Source organism: Mesorhizobium sp. M0145 (assembly GCF_040322355.1).
Lineage (GTDB): Bacteria > Pseudomonadota > Alphaproteobacteria > Rhizobiales > Rhizobiaceae > Mesorhizobium.
Genome location: NZ_JAMYTK010000001.1, coordinates 726252 through 741554, shown reverse-complemented (window position 1 = coordinate 741554; position 15303 = coordinate 726252). Strand labels below are relative to the sequence as shown.

The following is a 15303-nucleotide window of genomic DNA, read 5'->3' as shown; positions in this document are numbered from 1 at the left end:
ACAATGCCAAAAACCATTCCTGAAAACAAAGCCCGTCAAGGGCGGCGGGGTCGGCATGTCCTTCGTATCCTGATCGCCGCGCTGTTGCTGGCTTTTATCGCCTGGGGCGTCGCCGAAATCTACGGCTGGATGATCGAGACGCCGAAGACCGAACAGGGCAACACGCCCAGCGGCTAGGTTCTCTCCATCGCTCGCGCCAGTTTGCATCACGCAACCCCACATCACGCATCCCACGTCAGGCAACCTTTGCCTCGGCGGCGCGCGCCGGGACGAGAACATTCAACGCGCGCGGATGGATTTCGACGGTCGTCTCGCGATCGAGCTTTACCAGTTCGCCGTCCATGACGGCCTGAACTTTCCTGTTCGACGAATGGATTTTCAAAACGGCGCGGTTTGCCTGATGGATTTCGACATGCTCGTTGCCGCGCCATTTCCCACGGGCGACGTCAAAGAGGAACCTGATCAATTCGCCGCGCCGCCGCGCCACGGTGACATAGACGCCCAGCACGCCGCCTGCCGGATTATCGGCATAGGGCAGGTGGCCCTCGCCAAACAGATTGTTGGTGATGCCGATACCGGTGATCCGCGTTCTGATCTCGGCCTCGCCGATCGTCAGCGTTACGTTCATCGCCGGTGGATTGTTGATCGTCGCCCAAGCGGCTCGCACCGAGGCGCGCATCTTCCCCAACCGCGAGCCGAATTCCATCTTCTGGCGCAGTTGCACCATCCTGGCGTGCATGCCGATCGAGAATTGATGCACGAAAGGCCGGCCGTTGGCTGTTGCAATGTCAATCGCCATCACCTCGCCGTCGGCAAACGATTTCAGTGCCGCATCGAGGGTCTGCGGAATACCGAGGCCGCGCGCAAAAAGATTCATTGTGCCAGCCGGCAGAATTGCAAGCGCCTTCTCCCCATTCATCAAACGGGCTGCCGCGGCCGAGATGGTGCCGTCGCCGCCGCCCGCCAGCACGACGTCGATGCCGCGCCTGGAAGCTACGCCGTCCAGCGTGGCAACGATATCCTTGCCGGCGACGATTTCGATATCGATCGAGTGGCCGGCAGTCTCAAGCGTGCCGCGCATCCGACTGGCGAAGGCCTCAAGATCGATGGTGCGCAGGGTGCCCCCGTCCTTGTTCAGCACCGCTGCAAACTGCATGGCCGTTCCATTTTCCAGCACCTATCGGGCCGGGACGGAGCCCCAGCCGGGAGTGGAACGGGGCGGCCGAGAAAATGTTCCTTTCGACCAACGAGGCGAATCCGAGAACCATTGACATCGCACCGGGTGCACCACGGCTTTTTTCGGAACAACAGTGTGGTCACAACGTTGTGAACATGCAGAAGACGCTGCGCCCGCAGTGACGCTAGGCGGGCAGGGCGTGCACGAAATCACCGACGAGGAGACACTAAGATGATCCGCACCCTTTTAACCACGACAGCAGTCGCAACATTGATTGCGACGGGTGCATTTGCGCAATCGGCGACGACCCCGGCGCCGACGCAAGCACCCGCCGTAGAGAATTCCGCTCCAGCCGCTCCGGTGCAACGCGCCGAGGGCAGCCTTGTCACCAATATCATCGGCGAGTCGGTTTATAACGGCACCGGCGACAATGCAGAGAATATCGGCAAGGTCACCGATATCGTCTTCGACGAGCGCGGCCAGGTAAAATCCGTCGTCATCGGCGTCGGCGGGTTCCTCGGCATTGGGACCAAGAACGTCGCCTTCGACTACAGCAAGATGCAATGGGCCGAAAGAAATGGCGATCGCTGGCTGATAGCGCAAACGACGAAGGATGAGCTGACGGCTCATCCGGATTTCGACCGCAAGCCCTATGATCCGGCGCCTGCGGCGACAGACACCACGGCTACGGCTCCTGCCGCTCCGTCGACCTCCACCGATACGGCGCAGAACGCCCCGGCGGCGCCGACCGGTAACAACCCCGCTCCGGTCGTGAAGCGCGCGGAAGGCAATCTTGCCACCAATATCATCGGCGAGACCGTCTACAACGGTACCGGCGACGACGCCCAGAACATCGGCGACGTAAACGACATCGTCATCAACAAGGAAGCCAAGGCGCAATCGCTGGTCATCGGTGTCGGGGGCTTCCTCGGCATAGGTGAAAAGAACGTCGCCTATGATTTCGACAAGGCGCAGTGGGCCGAGAGGAACGGCGATCGCTGGCTGGTTGCCCAAACCACCAGGGAAGAGCTGACGGCGCAGCCGGATTTCGACCGCAAGCCCTATGATCCGGCCCCGGCGACCACAGCGTCGAACGATGCCGCGGCTAATGCGCCAGCCGTCGTCACGCCTACTGTGACGGCCAGCAACACTGCCACGACCGATAACACTGCGACGACCAACAACACTGACCAGGCCAGTAAGACGGCTCAAAATGCCCCAGCGCCCGCAACGACGGCAGACCAGACCAAGACCGGGTCGATCGACAAGTCGACACTGACTGAAATGCCGATAGGCGAAATCCGGGCCGAGGATCTGGTCGGAACAACCGTCTACGGCGCCAACGATGTCAATGTCGGCGAGATCGGCGATATCGTGCTGGGCGGCGACAAGAAGGTCGACGCAGTCATCATCGACGTCGGCGGCTTCCTTGGCATCGGCGAGAAGGAGGTGGCGGTCGGCATGGACAACCTGAAATTCATGACCGACAAGAACGGCAAGCGCTATCTCTACACGAACTTCACCAAGGAGCAGCTTGAGGCGCAGGCCCCCTATGACAAGGCCAGCTATGCGCAAAATCGCGAGAAACAGCGCATGATCATGCGCTAAGCTGCGCACAGGCCGACAGAGAAGCCCGCGCCGGCAACGGCGCGGGCTTTGCTTATCTCGAGGGGAAGCCGGCGACATGGCCGGCAACGCCATTGTCCGTCAATTCGGCGAGCGCCAAAGACTGGTCGAGATGCTCGGCCCGCCAGGCGAGCAAGTTCTCGGCAAATTCCAGCCGTTCCAGCAGATAGGCTGGGTCGTCAGCGACATTGGTCAACTCGCGCGCATCCTTCTCCAGGTCGAAGAGCAAGGGCGGCAGGCCTCCGCCGAAATGCACATATTTGAATTTTTGCGTGCGAACGACGGCGAGATTGCACTGACGCGGACCGACGCCGAAATACCGTTCGGCATCACCATCCGCGATCGAGCGGAAATCGAACTCCCAATGCGCCGCATCGCGCCAATTGTCCGGCTCCGTTGCGTCCAGGAAAGGCGCCAGCGAGCGGCCGTCGAGATGCGGCAGCACTTCGCCGCCAGTGAGCTCGAGCCCAGTGAGCTCAAGCAAGGTCGGCGCCAAATCCACCGCCTCGGTGAAGCGGTCGACGCTGCTGCCGGCAGCCTTGCGGCGGCGCGGATCGCGAATGATCAGCGGAATATGGAAGCTGCAGTCGAAGAAGCCGCCCTTGCCCAGCATGAAATGGTCGCCCATCATCTCGGCGTGGTCGGAGGTCAGCACGATGACGGTGTCGTCCCATGCATCGGCCGCCTTGACCGCTTGCCAGACGCGGCCAAGCTGCGCGTCGACCTCCGAGATCATGCCGTAATAGAGCGCCCGGATGCGGCGAAAATTATCGTCGCCCCAGTCGCGCACCTTGCCCTCCGAGCCGGGACGGAATTTCGACCGTTCCTGCCGGTTAAGTTCATAGGCGAGATAAGGGTGGCTTGCTGCTTCGGCCTGCCAGCTTTCCGCGCGGTCAAAAGCTGGACCGATGGCCGGATCGTACATGGCGTTGTAAGGCGCCGGCACGATGAAGGGCGGGTGGGGGCTGATGAAGGAAAGATGCGCGAACCACGGGGCATCGCGCTCCTGCTCGCCGAGCCAGCGGATGAATTCGCCGGCCAGGAAGGCCGACGGCGTCTCGTCCTTCGAATAGATTGGCGGACCGTTGCTGATCGCGCCGTCGTTTTCCAGGATTTCGCCCGCCGGGCGGTGAATGGCGGGGGAGCCGGCACCGGCATCGACGCCGCGCGCCTTGAGCCATGACAGCCAGGGCTTCTGGTGCTCGGGCAGAAGCTGGCGCACAGTGAAGCCGGGCAGCACGCCTTCATAGCTTTTCAGCTGCGGGTCGCCAGGCGCCAGCGTGCGCGGGTCGCGCGCCATGTCGGTATAACCGAACAGCGTCGGATCATAGCCGAGGGCGCGTGCCCAGAGGGCTATGTTGCCGTGGCGGGCGTCGAGCGGCGTGCCGTTGCGGCAGACACGATTGTTCATCTGGTAGAGGCCGGTGTAGAGGCAGGCGCGCGCCGGCGAGCAAGGTGCGGCGCCGCCATAGTGCTTCTGGAACAAAACGCCCTCGGCAGCCAGCGCGTCGGCATTCGGCGTCCTTACCACCTTGTGGCCAGCAGCTGACAGGCAGTCGCCCCGCCATTGGTCGCAGGTGATCAGGAGAATATTGGGGCGTTTTCCACTCAACCGCTGTATCCTCATGCTGGCTACATGCGTCGCTCATGGAGCGCAATTTCGACGAGTATGCAAGCCGGTCCAGTTTGCCGAATGGTGAACAAAACCTGCTTCGTCGTTCACTTTAACAGCACAGTCCATTCTGTGTTTGCCGCCTTTGCGGCCAGGAGGCGGATGCTCATATTTGCGTGGACAGCGGCAAGGGCCGCACCGGCACAAGGAAAGGAGCAGAAACATGCTCGACCAAGTCAAGGGCCTGCATCACGTCACCTCGATGGCCAGCGATGCGCGCCAGAACAATGAATTCTTCACCGGGACGCTCGGTCTGCGGCGGGTCAAGAAAACCGTCAATTTCGACGCACCCGATGTCTACCACCTCTATTACGGCGACGAGGTCGGCACGCCCGGCTCGGTGATGACCTATTTCCCGTTCCCGAACATCGGCAAGGGCCGCCATGGCGTTGGCGAGGTCGGTACCACCGCTTACTCGGTGCCCGAGGGCACGCTCGGCTATTGGGAGAACCGGTTTGCCGAGCAAGGTGTCACCGGGCTGTCCGGCGAGGAGACGTTCGGCGAGAAGCGTCTTGTCTTCGCCGGTCCCGACGGCGATGGGTTTGCGCTGGTGGAAGACAGAGCGGACAGCCGTGCACCATGGGCCAAGGGTGGCATTCCCACCGACGAGGCGATCCGCGGCTTTCACTCGGTGTCGCTCAGGCTGAAAGATGGCGGCGCCACCGAAGAGCTGCTGAAATTCATGGGTTATGAGGAGGTCGACAAGTCCGGCAACGTCAGGCGGCTGGCGGTGAAGAACGGCAACGGCGCCGACGTCGTCGATATCGAATCGCTGCCAGGGGCCGGCTTTGCCAATCTCGGCGCCGGCTCGGTCCACCATGTCGCTTTCGCCGTCGAGAACCGCGCCAAGCAGATCGAAGTGCGCAAGGCGCTGCTCGATACAGGTTATCAGGTGACGCCGGTGATCGACCGCGATTATTTCTGGGCGATCTATTTCCGCACACCGGGCGGCGTGCTGTTCGAAGTCGCCACCAACGAGCCGGGCTTCGACCGCGACGAGGATACCGCCCATCTTGGCGAGGCGCTGAAACTGCCGTCGCAACACCAGCATTTGCGGCCCTATCTCGAGCAGCATCTGCAGAAATTGGAAGACTGAGGGCAAGGTCATGAGCAAGGATTCGTATATTCACAAAGTGCTGCCCGGTTCGCCGGGCGGACCGCTGCTCTTCGTCTTCCATGGCACCGGCGGCGACGAGGCCCAGCTTCTGTCGCTTGGGCGCGATCTTGCGCCGCAAGCGACGATCGTCGCTCCGCGCGGCGATGTCTCGGAACAAGGCGCCGCACGCTTCTTCCGCCGGACCGGCGAGGGCGTTTACGACATGGGCGACATCACGCGAGCGACGGACAAGATGGCCGGCTTCGTCAAGGCACATGTCGAGACGGCAAGGCCATCTTCGGTGCTCGGCCTCGGTTACTCCAACGGCGCCAACATCCTGGCCTCGGTGCTGTTCGCCGAACCGTCGCTGTTCGACGCAACGGTGCTGATGCATCCGCTGATCCCGTTCGAGCCGGAGGTCAAGGGCAGCCTTGGCGGCAGCCGCATCCTGGTCACCGCCGGCAGGCGGGACCCGATCTGTCCGCCTGATTTGACGGCACGGCTTGAAGCCTATTTGCGCGCCGATGGCGCCGATGTCACAGTCGAGTGGCATGACGGCGGCCATGAGGTGCGGCCGACCGAGATCGAGGCGGCGCGGCGACTGTTTGCCGTGGCGCCGGATGAAAGGACCGCAAGCCATGTCTGACCTATTGCCGAAGATCGAACTGGAGGACCGCGGTTCGAAGGGCCGCTACCTCCTGCGTGGGCCGGGCGGCGCCGAGGCTGAGATGACCTTCACCAAGATCGGCGAGCACCAGATCATCATCGACCATACCGAAGTGCCGGATGCATTTCGCGGCCAGGGCGCGGGGCTTCGCCTGGTCACCCGTGCCGTCGACGATGCGCGTGCGGCGGGCAAGATGATCATCCCGCTTTGCCCGTTCGCCAATGCCCAATTCCGCCGCCATCCGGAATGGGCGGACGTGCTGAAGCGGTAAGCACCGCCTCTCGATGAATGACAGGAGAAAGGGTGCGCGGCTTTACCGCGTGCCCCTTCAGCCATTGGAGGCGTACAAACACAGCGGCAACATGCGGGATTTGCGCAGAGCGCCAACCTTGCCTAAGTATTGCCAGCAACCGGCTCGCCATCCGCGGCCCGACCACTTCAACCGAATGGCCCTCCATGACCGAATCCGATCTCGTTCCCGTCTTCGACGGCCACAACGACACGCTGCTCCGGCTCTACCAGTCGAAGGATGCGGACGTCGAAAAGCTGTTCGTCGAGGGGACGCCAGGTGGCCACATCGACCTGCCGCGCGCGAAGAAAGGCGGGTTTGCCGGCGGCATGTTCGCGATCTTCCCGCCGCCTGTCGAGAAATCCAAACGCGGCGCGGTGCCGCTGGCGCCGAGCGACAGCGAGCCCTTGCCGCCCGAGGTTCCGCGCGCCGATGCGCTCAACTCCACCGTAGCGATGGCCTCGATCCTGTTCAGGCTGGAGCGGGCTTCGGCGCTCACCGTCTGCCGCACCGCCGGCGATGTGAGGAAGGCGATGGCGGAAGGCTCGATCGCGGCGGTCTTCCACATCGAAGGGATCGAGGCGATCGACCCTGAGCTCACCCTGCTTGACGTCCTCCACGCAGCCGGCCTGCGCTCGCTCGGCATCGTCTGGAGCCGTCCCAACGCCTTCGGCCACGGCGTGCCGTTCCGTTTCCCGTCATCGCCCGATACAGGGGCGGGGTTGACCGATGCCGGCAAGGCGCTTGTGAAAGCCTGCAACCAGCTGAAGATCATGATCGATCTTTCGCATCTCAACGAAAAAGGTTTCCGCGACGTCGTCGAGATCAGCGACGCACCGCTGGTCGCGACCCATTCCAACGTGCACGCGATCTGCGGCCATTCGCGCAACCTCACCGAATGGCAGCTCGGCGCGATCCGCGACTCCGGCGGCATGGTCGGGCTGAACTTCGCCACCGGGTTCCTGCGCGAAGACGGCAGGATGAACGCCGACACCGGCCTCGACATCATGGTGCGCCATGTCGATTCGCTGCTGCAGGCGCTGGGCGAAGACGGCGTCGGCCTAGGCTCGGATTTCGACGGCGCCATGATCCCGGCCGTGATAGGCGATGTTGCCGGCCTGCCAAGACTGCTCGACGCATTCGCGGCACGCGGCTTCGGGCGCGCGCTGATCGAGAAGATCGCCTATCGCAACTGGCTAGGCATGCTGGAAAGGACCATCGGCTAAGCGGGTGATGCCGGCTTGACCGGAACGCGTTTTGGGGGCGGACTATTCGAAACCCATGCGTTTAAGCCAGTCCTGGCCAATGCCGCGATCACGGATGATCGGCAGCGGATCCGTCGAATCCAGGCGTGCGCAGATGCGGTAGACCTCGAGCGTCTCGGCGTTCATCTCGCCGCGTTTGTAGAAGAACATGGCCGCGGCATAGCGGGTGCGGCCCGACCATTTTTCGCCGAGCGGCGTGTTGATCAGCTGCCACTGTTCGGCGGCTTCGGCGTCGAGTTCGGGACTATCGGTGTCGTCGGCCATATTTAGAAATCCGCGGGCGGACTGGTGCGGCGGTCGAGTTTGATGACCGGCCGCGGCGCCAGTTTGGCACGCCTCAGCAGCTTTTGATATTGCAGCTCGCGCCTGGCGTAGATCTCGACCCAAGGTCCGCTGCAGGCGGGCTCGGCGGCGCTGATCTGGTCTGCATCGCCGGGATCGCTGCCTTTCGCCGACGGTGCCTTCGACGTCGTTTTCTCCAAGGATGCAATCTCGACGAGAACATTCGAATATGGGCAGCCGTGCAGAAGGTGCTTGACAGTGGCAAACACCGTCCCACTGATCTTCGCGGCCGAAGCCGATCGGCTAGCCGGCGATGCTGGAGACCATCACCCCGATGAAGACAACAGAGGCGCGCGAAGCCCTCCTCGAACCGGCGCGAAAAAGCGATTCCGATAAGCGCGGCCGCAAAGCGTCGAAAGAGACAAGGCAGGTTCAACTGATCGAAGCGACTATCGATTCATTGGCCAAGCGCGGCTATTCGGAAACGACTATGGCCGACGTCGCCGACGGCGCCGGCCTGTCGCGCGGCATCGTCAATTTCCATTTCGAGAGCAAGGAGAAGCTGCTCGTCGCCACTTTGCAATACATGCATGACGAGTATTCGGCGCATTGGCGCAGCGCCTTGCAAAAGGCCGGCGATGATCCCGCCCGCCAGTTGCAGGCATTGGTGGTGGCCGATTTCGACCGCTCGATCTGCAACAAGCGCAAGCTGGCTGCCTGGTGTGCCTTCTGGGGCGAGGCCAAATCGCGACCGAAATATCAGGCCCTGAGCAGCGCACGCGATGCCGTCTACCAGAACATCTTCATCGATCTTTGCGCGGCGCTCAAGCAGAGCGGCTTCTATGCCTATGAGCCGCAGGTCATGGCGCTGGCGCTCAGCGCCATGCTGGATGGTCTGTGGCTGCGTTTGATGATGGGCACCGAGGACGCCACACGCGAGACGGCGCTGCAGGCCGCGAACGAGTTCCTGTCTGCGGCATTCCCCAAGCACTATCCGAACTCTGCAGCCCGCGGTGCCAGGCCGGCGTGAACCATCAAAAAGAGGGTGGACCAGCAATGAAGACAATGATCCGGCCCCTGACATTCGAGAAGATCAAGGCCGGCTAATGAAGTTCAAGATCGAACGAGCCGATGTGGCCATCGTCGGCGCCGGCTTCACCGGCCTGTCGGCCGCGCGTGAATTGAACCACGCCGGCATCGATGTCGTGCTGCTCGAAGCCCGCGACCGTGTTGGCGGCCGCGTCGAAGCCGTGCAGAACGGGCTCGGCGAGCGGATCGACAGCGGCGGCCAGTTCCTGTGCGAAGACATGCCGGAATTAATGGCGCTGGTGCGAGCGCGCGGCAAGACATTGGTCGAGACCCATGTCGCAGGCGAATTCGTCACGCAGCCGCGAATGAGCGAGGCGCAAGCCGGGCGCACTTACGGCACCGCGATGCGAATGCGCGAGCGGATGAATGCGATCGCACCGACCGACCCGACCATTGTCGGCTTGACGGTCGCGGCATGGCTCGATCGCCAGGCCGATCCCGACGATGCGAAGGCCGCCTTTCGGTCGATGATCGAGGGCCTGTGGTGCCTGGCAATGGAAAGGCTGCCGCTGTGGTACTTGATCGACAATGATCGCCGCATCACCAACGAGGTGTCGGAGCTGCAGTATTTCGTGGGCGAAACCATGCATTCGCTAGCGGATGATCTTGCGCGGGATCTCGGCGATCGACTGCGGCTGAATACAGCTGTCGAGGCCATTGAGCACGGGCCGGGAGGGGTTCGCGTCGTTTCGCCTGCCGGCGCGATCGAGGCACGAGCGGTACTGGTCGCCGTACCGCCGATGATGGCCTCGAGAGTGGATTTCGTGCCGCCGCTGCCGGCTGTGCTGAAGAGAGCCCTCGGCGTCTGGCAAAGCGGCGCGGTGATCAAAATGCTGGTGCGCTACCCCAAGGCTTTCTGGCGCGACAGGGGCTTGAGCGGCATGGTGATGTGGCGCGACCCGCACGGGCTTTTTGCCTGCGATGCCAGCAGGGACGAGGATCACGCAGCCCTTGTCGTCTTCATCGGCGGGCCGCTGGCGCAGCGCTGGCGGGATCTGGACGACGCGGCGTTGCGCGCAAAGGTGACGTCAAAGCTGGAAGAGGCGCTCGGTATCGAGGCGGCCGGCATCATCGATCTCAGTTATCGCGACTGGACTGGGGATCGCTGGAGCGGCGGCGGTTACAGTGATCTGATCGTCGATGCGACGGCAACCGATGCCGAACGCATTATCCGCGCCGGCGCGTCGCGGATCCATTTCGCCTCGTCGGAGCTGTCGCCATCATTTCCGGGCTACGTCGAGGGCGCCATCGTCGCCGGCCGCATTGCTGCGCTAAGAATTATTCAGTCTGCCATCGCCAGCAGAGCCTCGGGGTCATAAGCGAGGCGGATCAAGGTGCCGAGCGCATCGACGCGCATTGCCACGAGCTCGGCCTGCTGGTCCGGCCACTGATCAACATGCGCGTGATGTCGCCGCCATTGATCATCACGCGCGACCAGATCGACGACATGGTGTCGATCCTGCGCGAAGGCATTTCGCGCACGATGGACGATCTGCGCCGCGAAGGTGCCTGGCGGGGATAGGCGTTTATCGCCGGCAATCTCGCCATTGCTGACAACGATCGTCCGCGCCTACGATGTCCGGCAGGGGCCTCGATCGCCTGTCTCTGGCCGCATCTCTGGGGAAACAAAGCATTGATGACCTATCGGGCCTGTTCGGCCTCGCCGGTAAAACCGCCTTAATTTCCGGATTGAGCCGCGGCATTGGTCGGCCGCTGGCAACGTGGGCGAGGTCGATGAACTGGGCGGTGCCGCGATCTTCCTGGTTTCCGACGCGTCGAGCTTCATGACCGGCCAGATGATCTATGTCGACGGCGACATGACCGGACCCGTATGAGCGTGACTGTCGCTGTCGGGCGCATGGAAGATCGGTCGGCCTCGGGCCCGCCCCGCAAAAGGCAGGGCTCGTCATTTGCACACTCTTATCTTCACCGCTAAGCTTCTCTGGCTGGGGTATTTTCCTCAGATCACATTCGCCATCCCAAGGATATCATGACACCCGACACAGCAACGCGCGAACAGTTCGCCATCGATCTCGCGCGGCGCGCCGGCGCGCTCGGCCTGAAGTATTTTCGCGACCTCGACAGCCTCGCCATCGAGAGCAAAGGTCATCAGGACATGGTCTCGCAGGCTGACCGCGAGGTCGAGCTGTTCATCCGTGCGGCAATGAAAGCCGCCTACCCGACCGATGGAATTGTCGGCGAGGAGCATGCCTCGGTCACCGGATCGAGCGGGCATGTCTGGGTGATAGATCCGATCGACGGCACCGCGAACTTCGTGCGGGGCATCCCGGCCTGGTGCGTGGTCATCGCCTGCGCCAAGGACGGCGACACTGTCGTGGGTGTCATCCACGAGCCCTCTACCGGCGAAACGTTCCATTGCCGCAAGGGCGGCGGCGCTTTTCTCAACGGCAAGCCGATCAGGGCAAGCGCGGCCACCAGCCTGACCGACGGCTCGTTGGGCACCGGCTTTTCCAACCGCGCCGAAATGCAAAACGTCGCAACGCTCATCGGCTTGCTGTTTTCAAAAGGCGGCGTGTTTTTCCGTAACGCATCCGGCGCGTTGATGCTCGCCTATGCGGCCGCCGGCAGGCTGCTCGGCTATGTCGAAGAGCATATGAACGCCTGGGACTGCCTGGCAGGCATGCTGCTGGTGGAAGAAGCCGGCGGCACGATCGTCAAGCCCGACCCAAAGACGGTTCTGGAAAACGGCGCGCTGGTGATTTGCGCCGGCAGCGGTGTGTTCGCCCAGGTCCGCCAGCTCTGCGTGCAATCCTTCAAGCTTTGATCAGAACCGGTCCGCGCTCCGGAAAGCCGATGCCGACGCTGTCGCCTGCCTGAAACGGCGCATCGATGTTGTGCGATATTGCAAACACCTGGCCGTGCGGCGTGGCGATGACAAGCTCGAGATGGCTACCGATATAGGTGACCTTTTCCAGCCTGCCCGCGATCGTCCGTGGTGCACCGGCAGGGCCGATCTCGATGCGGCTCGGACGGACGGCCAGCTTCGCCGGGCCGACCAGCTGGCCTCGCGCCGGCAGTTTCAAGGCCAGCGAACCCAGCCGGACGGCAGCTTCATCACCTTCTACCGAAACCACCTCGCAATCGAGGATATTGGCTTCGCCGATGAAGTCGGCGACGAAAGCGTTGGCCGGTGCGTCGTAGAGTTCGCGTGGCGTGCCGTCCTGTGCGATCACCGCTTTGTTCATGACGATGATACGATCCGAAACCGCCAGCGCCTCTTCCTGGTCGTGTGTGACATAGACCACCGTCAGCCCAAGCTTGATCTGGATTTCCCTGATTTCCTCGCGCACGTGCCGGCGCAGCTTGGCGTCGAGATTTGACAGCGGCTCGTCGAACAGCAGCACTTGCGGTTCGAGCACCAGCGCGCGCGCCACCGCCACGCGCTGCTGCTGGCCACCCGACAGCTCGCTTGGCAGACGCGCCTCGAAACCGGTCAGGCCGACCAATTCCAGCCCGGCACGGGCCCGAGACGCAGCCTCCTTCTTGTCATGGCCGGAGAAGCGCAAGCCATAGGAGACGTTTTCCATCACCGTCATGTGCGGAAACAGTGCATAGGACTGGAAAACCATGGACACGTCGCGGTCGGTGGCGGGCAGGCGGGTGACATCTTTGCCGCCTATCAGAATGCGGCCGCTGGACGGCATTTCAAGGCCGGCGATCATGCGCAGCGTCGTCGTCTTGCCGCAGCCGGAGGGCCCGAGAAGCGTCACCAGCTTGCCGGCTTCGATCGCAAGCGAGATGTCGTCGACCGCCGGCATGCTGGCGCCCGGATATGTCTTGGTGACATGGTCGAAGGTTACCGAGGCGGCGTTGCTGCGAATTTCGGCCATCACCCGGCTCCTGCTATTGTGGTCGGGCCGCCGGCCGTTCCGGGCAGGCTGACATTGGTGCGCACGCTCCAGCCGCCGTCGCCCTGCTGGATGCCGCGCCGGCCGATATTGCGGCTGCCGACAAGCAGCTGCATCAAGCCAATTACCATCAGCATGACGACGATCAGCACCGTCGAATAGGCGATGGCGATGCCGTATTCATTGTTCTCGACACGTCCAACGATGTAGCTGGTCGAGAGATCGTAGCGCGCGCTGACCAGAAAGATGACGGCGCTGATCGCGGTCATGGCGCGCACGAAGGAATAGACGAGCGCCGCCAGCATTGCCGATCTCAGCAAAGGCAGGATGACGCGCCTGAAGGTCTGCCACGAGTTGGCGCCAAGCGTCAGTGAGGATTCATCCAGGCTACGGTCGATCTGCGACATCGAGGCGACGCCGGCGCGCACGCCCACCGGCATGTTGCGGAAGATGAACGACAGTACGAGGATGATGCCGGTCCCGGTCAGCTCGATCGGCGGCACGTTGAAGGCAATAATGTAGCTGACGCCGATGACGGTTCCCGGAATCGCGAACGAGAGCATGGTCGCAAATTCGAAGGCGTTCTTGCCGCGGAAATTCTGGCGGACCAGAAGATAGGCGGTCAGAAGCCCGATCCCGGCCGTCAGAGGCGCCGATATCAGCGCGATCTCCATGGTCGTCCAGAAGGAGCTCCATGCCGAGCCCGACCAGTGGATGCCGAATTCGTTCCAGCCGACGGAGAACGCCTTCCGGTAGTGCTCCAGTGTCAGGCTCTGGTCGACCCCCCACAGCTTGACGAAGCTGCCATAGAAGATCACCGTGTAGACCAGTACGGTGAATGCCGTCCACAGTCCGGCGATGACATAGAGCGCGTATGTCAGCCCGGCAGGCAAGCGCGGATGGACGCCGGCGTCGCCCTTGCCGGTGACGGTGGTGTAAGAGCGCCTGCCGATCCAGAAGCGCTGCGCATAAAAGGCGCCGAGCGTGAAGGCCAGCAGCACCAGCGCCAGGATCGCGGCAAGTGCCGCATCGTTCTGCGCGCCGACAATGGCAAAGAAGATTTCTGTCGACAGCACGTCGTAATTGCCGCTCAGCACCAGCGGATTGCCGAAATCGGCCATGCTCTCGATGAAGCCGAGCAGAAAGGCGTTGGCAAGGCCCGGCCGCATCAGCGGCAGGGATACGGTCCAAAAGGTCTGCCAGCGGCTGGCTCGGAGCGTCTGGGAGGCCTCTTCCATGGACGGGCTGACGCCTTCGACGACGCCCATCAGCACCAGGAAGGCGATCGGCGTGAAGGCGAGAACCTGGGCAATGAGCAGGCCGGGAAGTCCATATACCCAGCGTGTCGGCTGGAAACCGAAGAGACCGGCCACGCTCTGCGTCACTGCCCCTGACAGTCCGAACAACAAGATGATGGCAAGGCCGATGACGAAAGCCGGCGTGATGATCGGCAACACGGTCAGGGCGCGGAGCAGCTTGCCGTGGCGGAAACCGGTACGGGTCACGACCAGCGCGAACACCAGCCCCAGAAACATGGTCAGCAGGCCGACGAGCACGGCCAGCAGCAGCGAATTCCAGGCCACGCCGCAGCGGCTGCCGCCGGCAAGACAAGCCAGGCTCCACAGCCGCGAACTGAACAGCTTGGCCAGGAACGCGACAGGCGAGTAGCCGCCGTCGTCGGTCTGCATGGCATTGGCCAGCATCATCAGGATCGGCATGAAGATGAAAATGGCAACCATGGCGACGACAAAGCCGATCGAGCCGACGACGAAGACGTCGCCAGAGACGGCGCCGCGCGCGGCAACACCCAGGGTGAAAAGGAACAGAAAGGCACCGCTGACCAGCAAGGCGCCGTAGCCCATGCCGAATTGGCGGTCGCCAAGTTCGCCGAACAGGCTGGTGAGCCAGCCGAACTGCCAACCGCGCAGCCCGATGGCGAAGCCCTGGAACAACAGCCAGCCAAATCCGGCGGCGCCGACAATGATCAGCAGCCGGCTGAAAACCGGATCGGATTTGGTGCGGCCCCACAGAAGCAGCGGCACCACCAGCAGCAGGCCGAGCGGCGCCAGCCACAGTTTCTCGCCCTTGAGGGCCAGAACCAGTGCCGGCGCGAATTCGCTGTCGGACGGGTAACCGTCGAACAGCCAGGAAAAGCCGAAGAACCCGTCCTCGATGCCGTACCAGGGCAGCACGGCAAACCCCAGCCATCCGACCGCCATCCAAAGGACGGCGACCGGTTCAATCGGCCAGCGGGTTTCGCGGAAGCGCATC

Annotated in this window: 16 protein-coding genes and 1 pseudogene; 11 read left to right on the top strand and 6 right to left on the bottom strand. The window is 62.9% G+C overall.

Annotated features, from left to right (window positions below):
- The first annotated feature begins 3 nt into the window (after positions 1 to 3).
- Positions 4 to 177, top strand: coding sequence for a hypothetical protein (locus NKJ28_RS03710; protein ID WP_292659198.1), 174 nt, complete (start codon positions 4 to 6; stop codon positions 175 to 177).
- A 58-nt stretch (positions 178 to 235) separates the two neighbouring features.
- Here the strand turns inward: NKJ28_RS03710 and NKJ28_RS03705 are convergent, their stop codons facing one another.
- Positions 236 to 1156, bottom strand: coding sequence for a diacylglycerol/lipid kinase family protein (locus tag NKJ28_RS03705; protein ID WP_352634112.1), 921 nt, complete (start codon positions 1154 to 1156; stop codon positions 236 to 238).
- Positions 1157 to 1408: 252 nt separating this feature from the next.
- On the opposite strand from NKJ28_RS03705, the gene NKJ28_RS03700 reads away from it, so the two are divergent.
- Positions 1409 to 2785: a PRC-barrel domain-containing protein gene (locus tag NKJ28_RS03700; protein ID WP_352634110.1), complete on the top strand. Its 1377-nt coding sequence runs from the start codon at positions 1409 to 1411 to the stop codon at positions 2783 to 2785.
- 52 nt (positions 2786 to 2837) lie between these two features.
- Here NKJ28_RS03700 and NKJ28_RS03695 read toward each other — a convergent pair whose 3' ends face one another.
- On the bottom strand, positions 2838 to 4430 hold the full coding sequence (locus NKJ28_RS03695; RefSeq protein WP_352634108.1) for an alkaline phosphatase family protein: 1593 nt from the start codon (positions 4428 to 4430) through the stop codon (positions 2838 to 2840).
- Positions 4431 to 4638: 208 nt separating this feature from the next.
- Between NKJ28_RS03695 and NKJ28_RS03690 the strand changes: the two genes are divergently transcribed.
- The 4 genes from NKJ28_RS03690 (at position 4639) to NKJ28_RS03675 (ending at position 7753) form a co-directional block, all read left to right on the top strand.
- A complete protein-coding gene (locus tag NKJ28_RS03690; RefSeq protein ID WP_352634106.1) occupies positions 4639 to 5571 on the top strand; it encodes a VOC family protein in 933 nt (310 codons plus the stop codon).
- Positions 5572 to 5581: 10 nt separating this feature from the next.
- Entirely contained in the window at positions 5582 to 6217 is a 636-nt protein-coding gene (locus tag NKJ28_RS03685; RefSeq protein ID WP_352634104.1) for an alpha/beta hydrolase, read from the top strand.
- Positions 6210 to 6509, top strand: a complete 300-nt coding sequence (locus NKJ28_RS03680) for a GNAT family N-acetyltransferase (protein ID WP_352634102.1) — start codon at positions 6210 to 6212, stop codon at positions 6507 to 6509. The genes NKJ28_RS03685 and NKJ28_RS03680 overlap by 8 nt, the downstream gene beginning before the upstream one ends.
- Positions 6510 to 6694: 185 nt before the next feature.
- On the top strand, positions 6695 to 7753 hold the full coding sequence (locus tag NKJ28_RS03675) for a dipeptidase (RefSeq protein WP_352634100.1): 1059 nt from the start codon (positions 6695 to 6697) through the stop codon (positions 7751 to 7753).
- Positions 7754 to 7795: 42 nt separating this feature from the next.
- On the opposite strand, the gene NKJ28_RS03670 is transcribed toward NKJ28_RS03675, so the two are convergent.
- Complete coding sequence (locus NKJ28_RS03670; protein ID WP_352634098.1) at positions 7796 to 8056, bottom strand: hypothetical protein; 261 nt, start codon at positions 8054 to 8056, stop codon at positions 7796 to 7798.
- A 2-nt stretch (positions 8057 to 8058) separates the two neighbouring features.
- Positions 8059 to 8274 (bottom strand): hypothetical protein, encoded by a 216-nt coding sequence (locus NKJ28_RS03665; protein ID WP_352634339.1) that lies wholly within the window; start codon positions 8272 to 8274, stop codon positions 8059 to 8061.
- A gap of 113 nt (positions 8275 to 8387) precedes the next feature.
- Here NKJ28_RS03665 and betI point away from each other — a divergent pair, with 113 nt between their 5' ends.
- The 5 genes and pseudogenes from betI to NKJ28_RS03640 all read left to right on the top strand — a co-directional run bounded on the left by betI (position 8388) and on the right by NKJ28_RS03640 (position 11948).
- Positions 8388 to 9104: a transcriptional regulator BetI gene (gene betI / locus NKJ28_RS03660; protein ID WP_502898220.1), complete on the top strand. Its 717-nt coding sequence runs from the start codon at positions 8388 to 8390 to the stop codon at positions 9102 to 9104.
- Positions 9105 to 9180: 76 nt separating this feature from the next.
- On the top strand, positions 9181 to 10482 hold the full coding sequence (locus NKJ28_RS03655) for a flavin monoamine oxidase family protein (RefSeq protein WP_023678560.1): 1302 nt from the start codon (positions 9181 to 9183) through the stop codon (positions 10480 to 10482).
- 20 nt (positions 10483 to 10502) lie between these two features.
- Positions 10503 to 10685 (top strand): annotated as a pseudogene (locus NKJ28_RS03650) (aspartate aminotransferase family protein); the annotation flags it as partial.
- Positions 10686 to 10851: 166 nt separating this feature from the next.
- The gene (locus tag NKJ28_RS03645) at positions 10852 to 10998 is read left to right on the top strand and encodes an SDR family oxidoreductase (RefSeq protein WP_502896713.1); all 147 of its coding nucleotides are present in this window, start codon (positions 10852 to 10854) and stop codon (positions 10996 to 10998) included.
- A 155-nt stretch (positions 10999 to 11153) separates the two neighbouring features.
- A complete protein-coding gene (locus NKJ28_RS03640; RefSeq protein WP_352570624.1) occupies positions 11154 to 11948 on the top strand; it encodes an inositol monophosphatase family protein in 795 nt (264 codons plus the stop codon).
- On the opposite strand, the gene NKJ28_RS03635 is transcribed toward NKJ28_RS03640, so the two are convergent.
- Positions 11938 to 13014: an ABC transporter ATP-binding protein gene (locus tag NKJ28_RS03635; RefSeq protein WP_352589796.1), complete on the bottom strand. Its 1077-nt coding sequence runs from the start codon at positions 13012 to 13014 to the stop codon at positions 11938 to 11940. The two genes, NKJ28_RS03640 and NKJ28_RS03635, sit on opposite strands and share 11 nt — an antisense overlap.
- Positions 13014 to 15302, bottom strand: a complete 2289-nt coding sequence (locus NKJ28_RS03630; RefSeq protein WP_352574854.1) for an ABC transporter permease — start codon at positions 15300 to 15302, stop codon at positions 13014 to 13016. Before NKJ28_RS03630 ends, NKJ28_RS03635 begins: the two co-directional genes overlap by 1 nt.
- Between the last annotated feature and the right edge of the window lies 1 nt (position 15303).

What these genes read in the sequence shown, in the direction of transcription:
- NKJ28_RS03710 (WP_292659198.1), top strand. Translation starts at nt 4, where the DNA reads ATGCCAAAAACCATTCCTGAAAACAAAGCCCGTCAAGGGCGGCGGGGT.
- NKJ28_RS03705 (WP_352634112.1), bottom strand. Translation starts at nt 1,156, where the DNA reads ATGCAGTTTGCAGCGGTGCTGAACAAGGACGGGGGCACCCTGCGCACC.
- NKJ28_RS03700 (WP_352634110.1), top strand. Translation starts at nt 1,409, where the DNA reads ATGATCCGCACCCTTTTAACCACGACAGCAGTCGCAACATTGATTGCG.
- NKJ28_RS03695 (WP_352634108.1), bottom strand. Translation starts at nt 4,430, where the DNA reads ATGAGGATACAGCGGTTGAGTGGAAAACGCCCCAATATTCTCCTGATC.
- NKJ28_RS03690 (WP_352634106.1), top strand. Translation starts at nt 4,639, where the DNA reads ATGCTCGACCAAGTCAAGGGCCTGCATCACGTCACCTCGATGGCCAGC.
- NKJ28_RS03685 (WP_352634104.1), top strand. Translation starts at nt 5,582, where the DNA reads ATGAGCAAGGATTCGTATATTCACAAAGTGCTGCCCGGTTCGCCGGGC.
- NKJ28_RS03680 (WP_352634102.1), top strand. Translation starts at nt 6,210, where the DNA reads ATGTCTGACCTATTGCCGAAGATCGAACTGGAGGACCGCGGTTCGAAG.
- NKJ28_RS03675 (WP_352634100.1), top strand. Translation starts at nt 6,695, where the DNA reads ATGACCGAATCCGATCTCGTTCCCGTCTTCGACGGCCACAACGACACG.
- NKJ28_RS03670 (WP_352634098.1), bottom strand. Translation starts at nt 8,056, where the DNA reads ATGGCCGACGACACCGATAGTCCCGAACTCGACGCCGAAGCCGCCGAA.
- betI (WP_502898220.1), top strand. Translation starts at nt 8,388, where the DNA reads ATGCTGGAGACCATCACCCCGATGAAGACAACAGAGGCGCGCGAAGCC.
- NKJ28_RS03655 (WP_023678560.1), top strand. Translation starts at nt 9,181, where the DNA reads ATGAAGTTCAAGATCGAACGAGCCGATGTGGCCATCGTCGGCGCCGGC.
- NKJ28_RS03640 (WP_352570624.1), top strand. Translation starts at nt 11,154, where the DNA reads ATGACACCCGACACAGCAACGCGCGAACAGTTCGCCATCGATCTCGCG.
- NKJ28_RS03635 (WP_352589796.1), bottom strand. Translation starts at nt 13,014, where the DNA reads ATGGCCGAAATTCGCAGCAACGCCGCCTCGGTAACCTTCGACCATGTC.
- NKJ28_RS03630 (WP_352574854.1), bottom strand. Translation starts at nt 15,302, where the DNA reads ATGCGCTTCCGCGAAACCCGCTGGCCGATTGAACCGGTCGCCGTCCTT.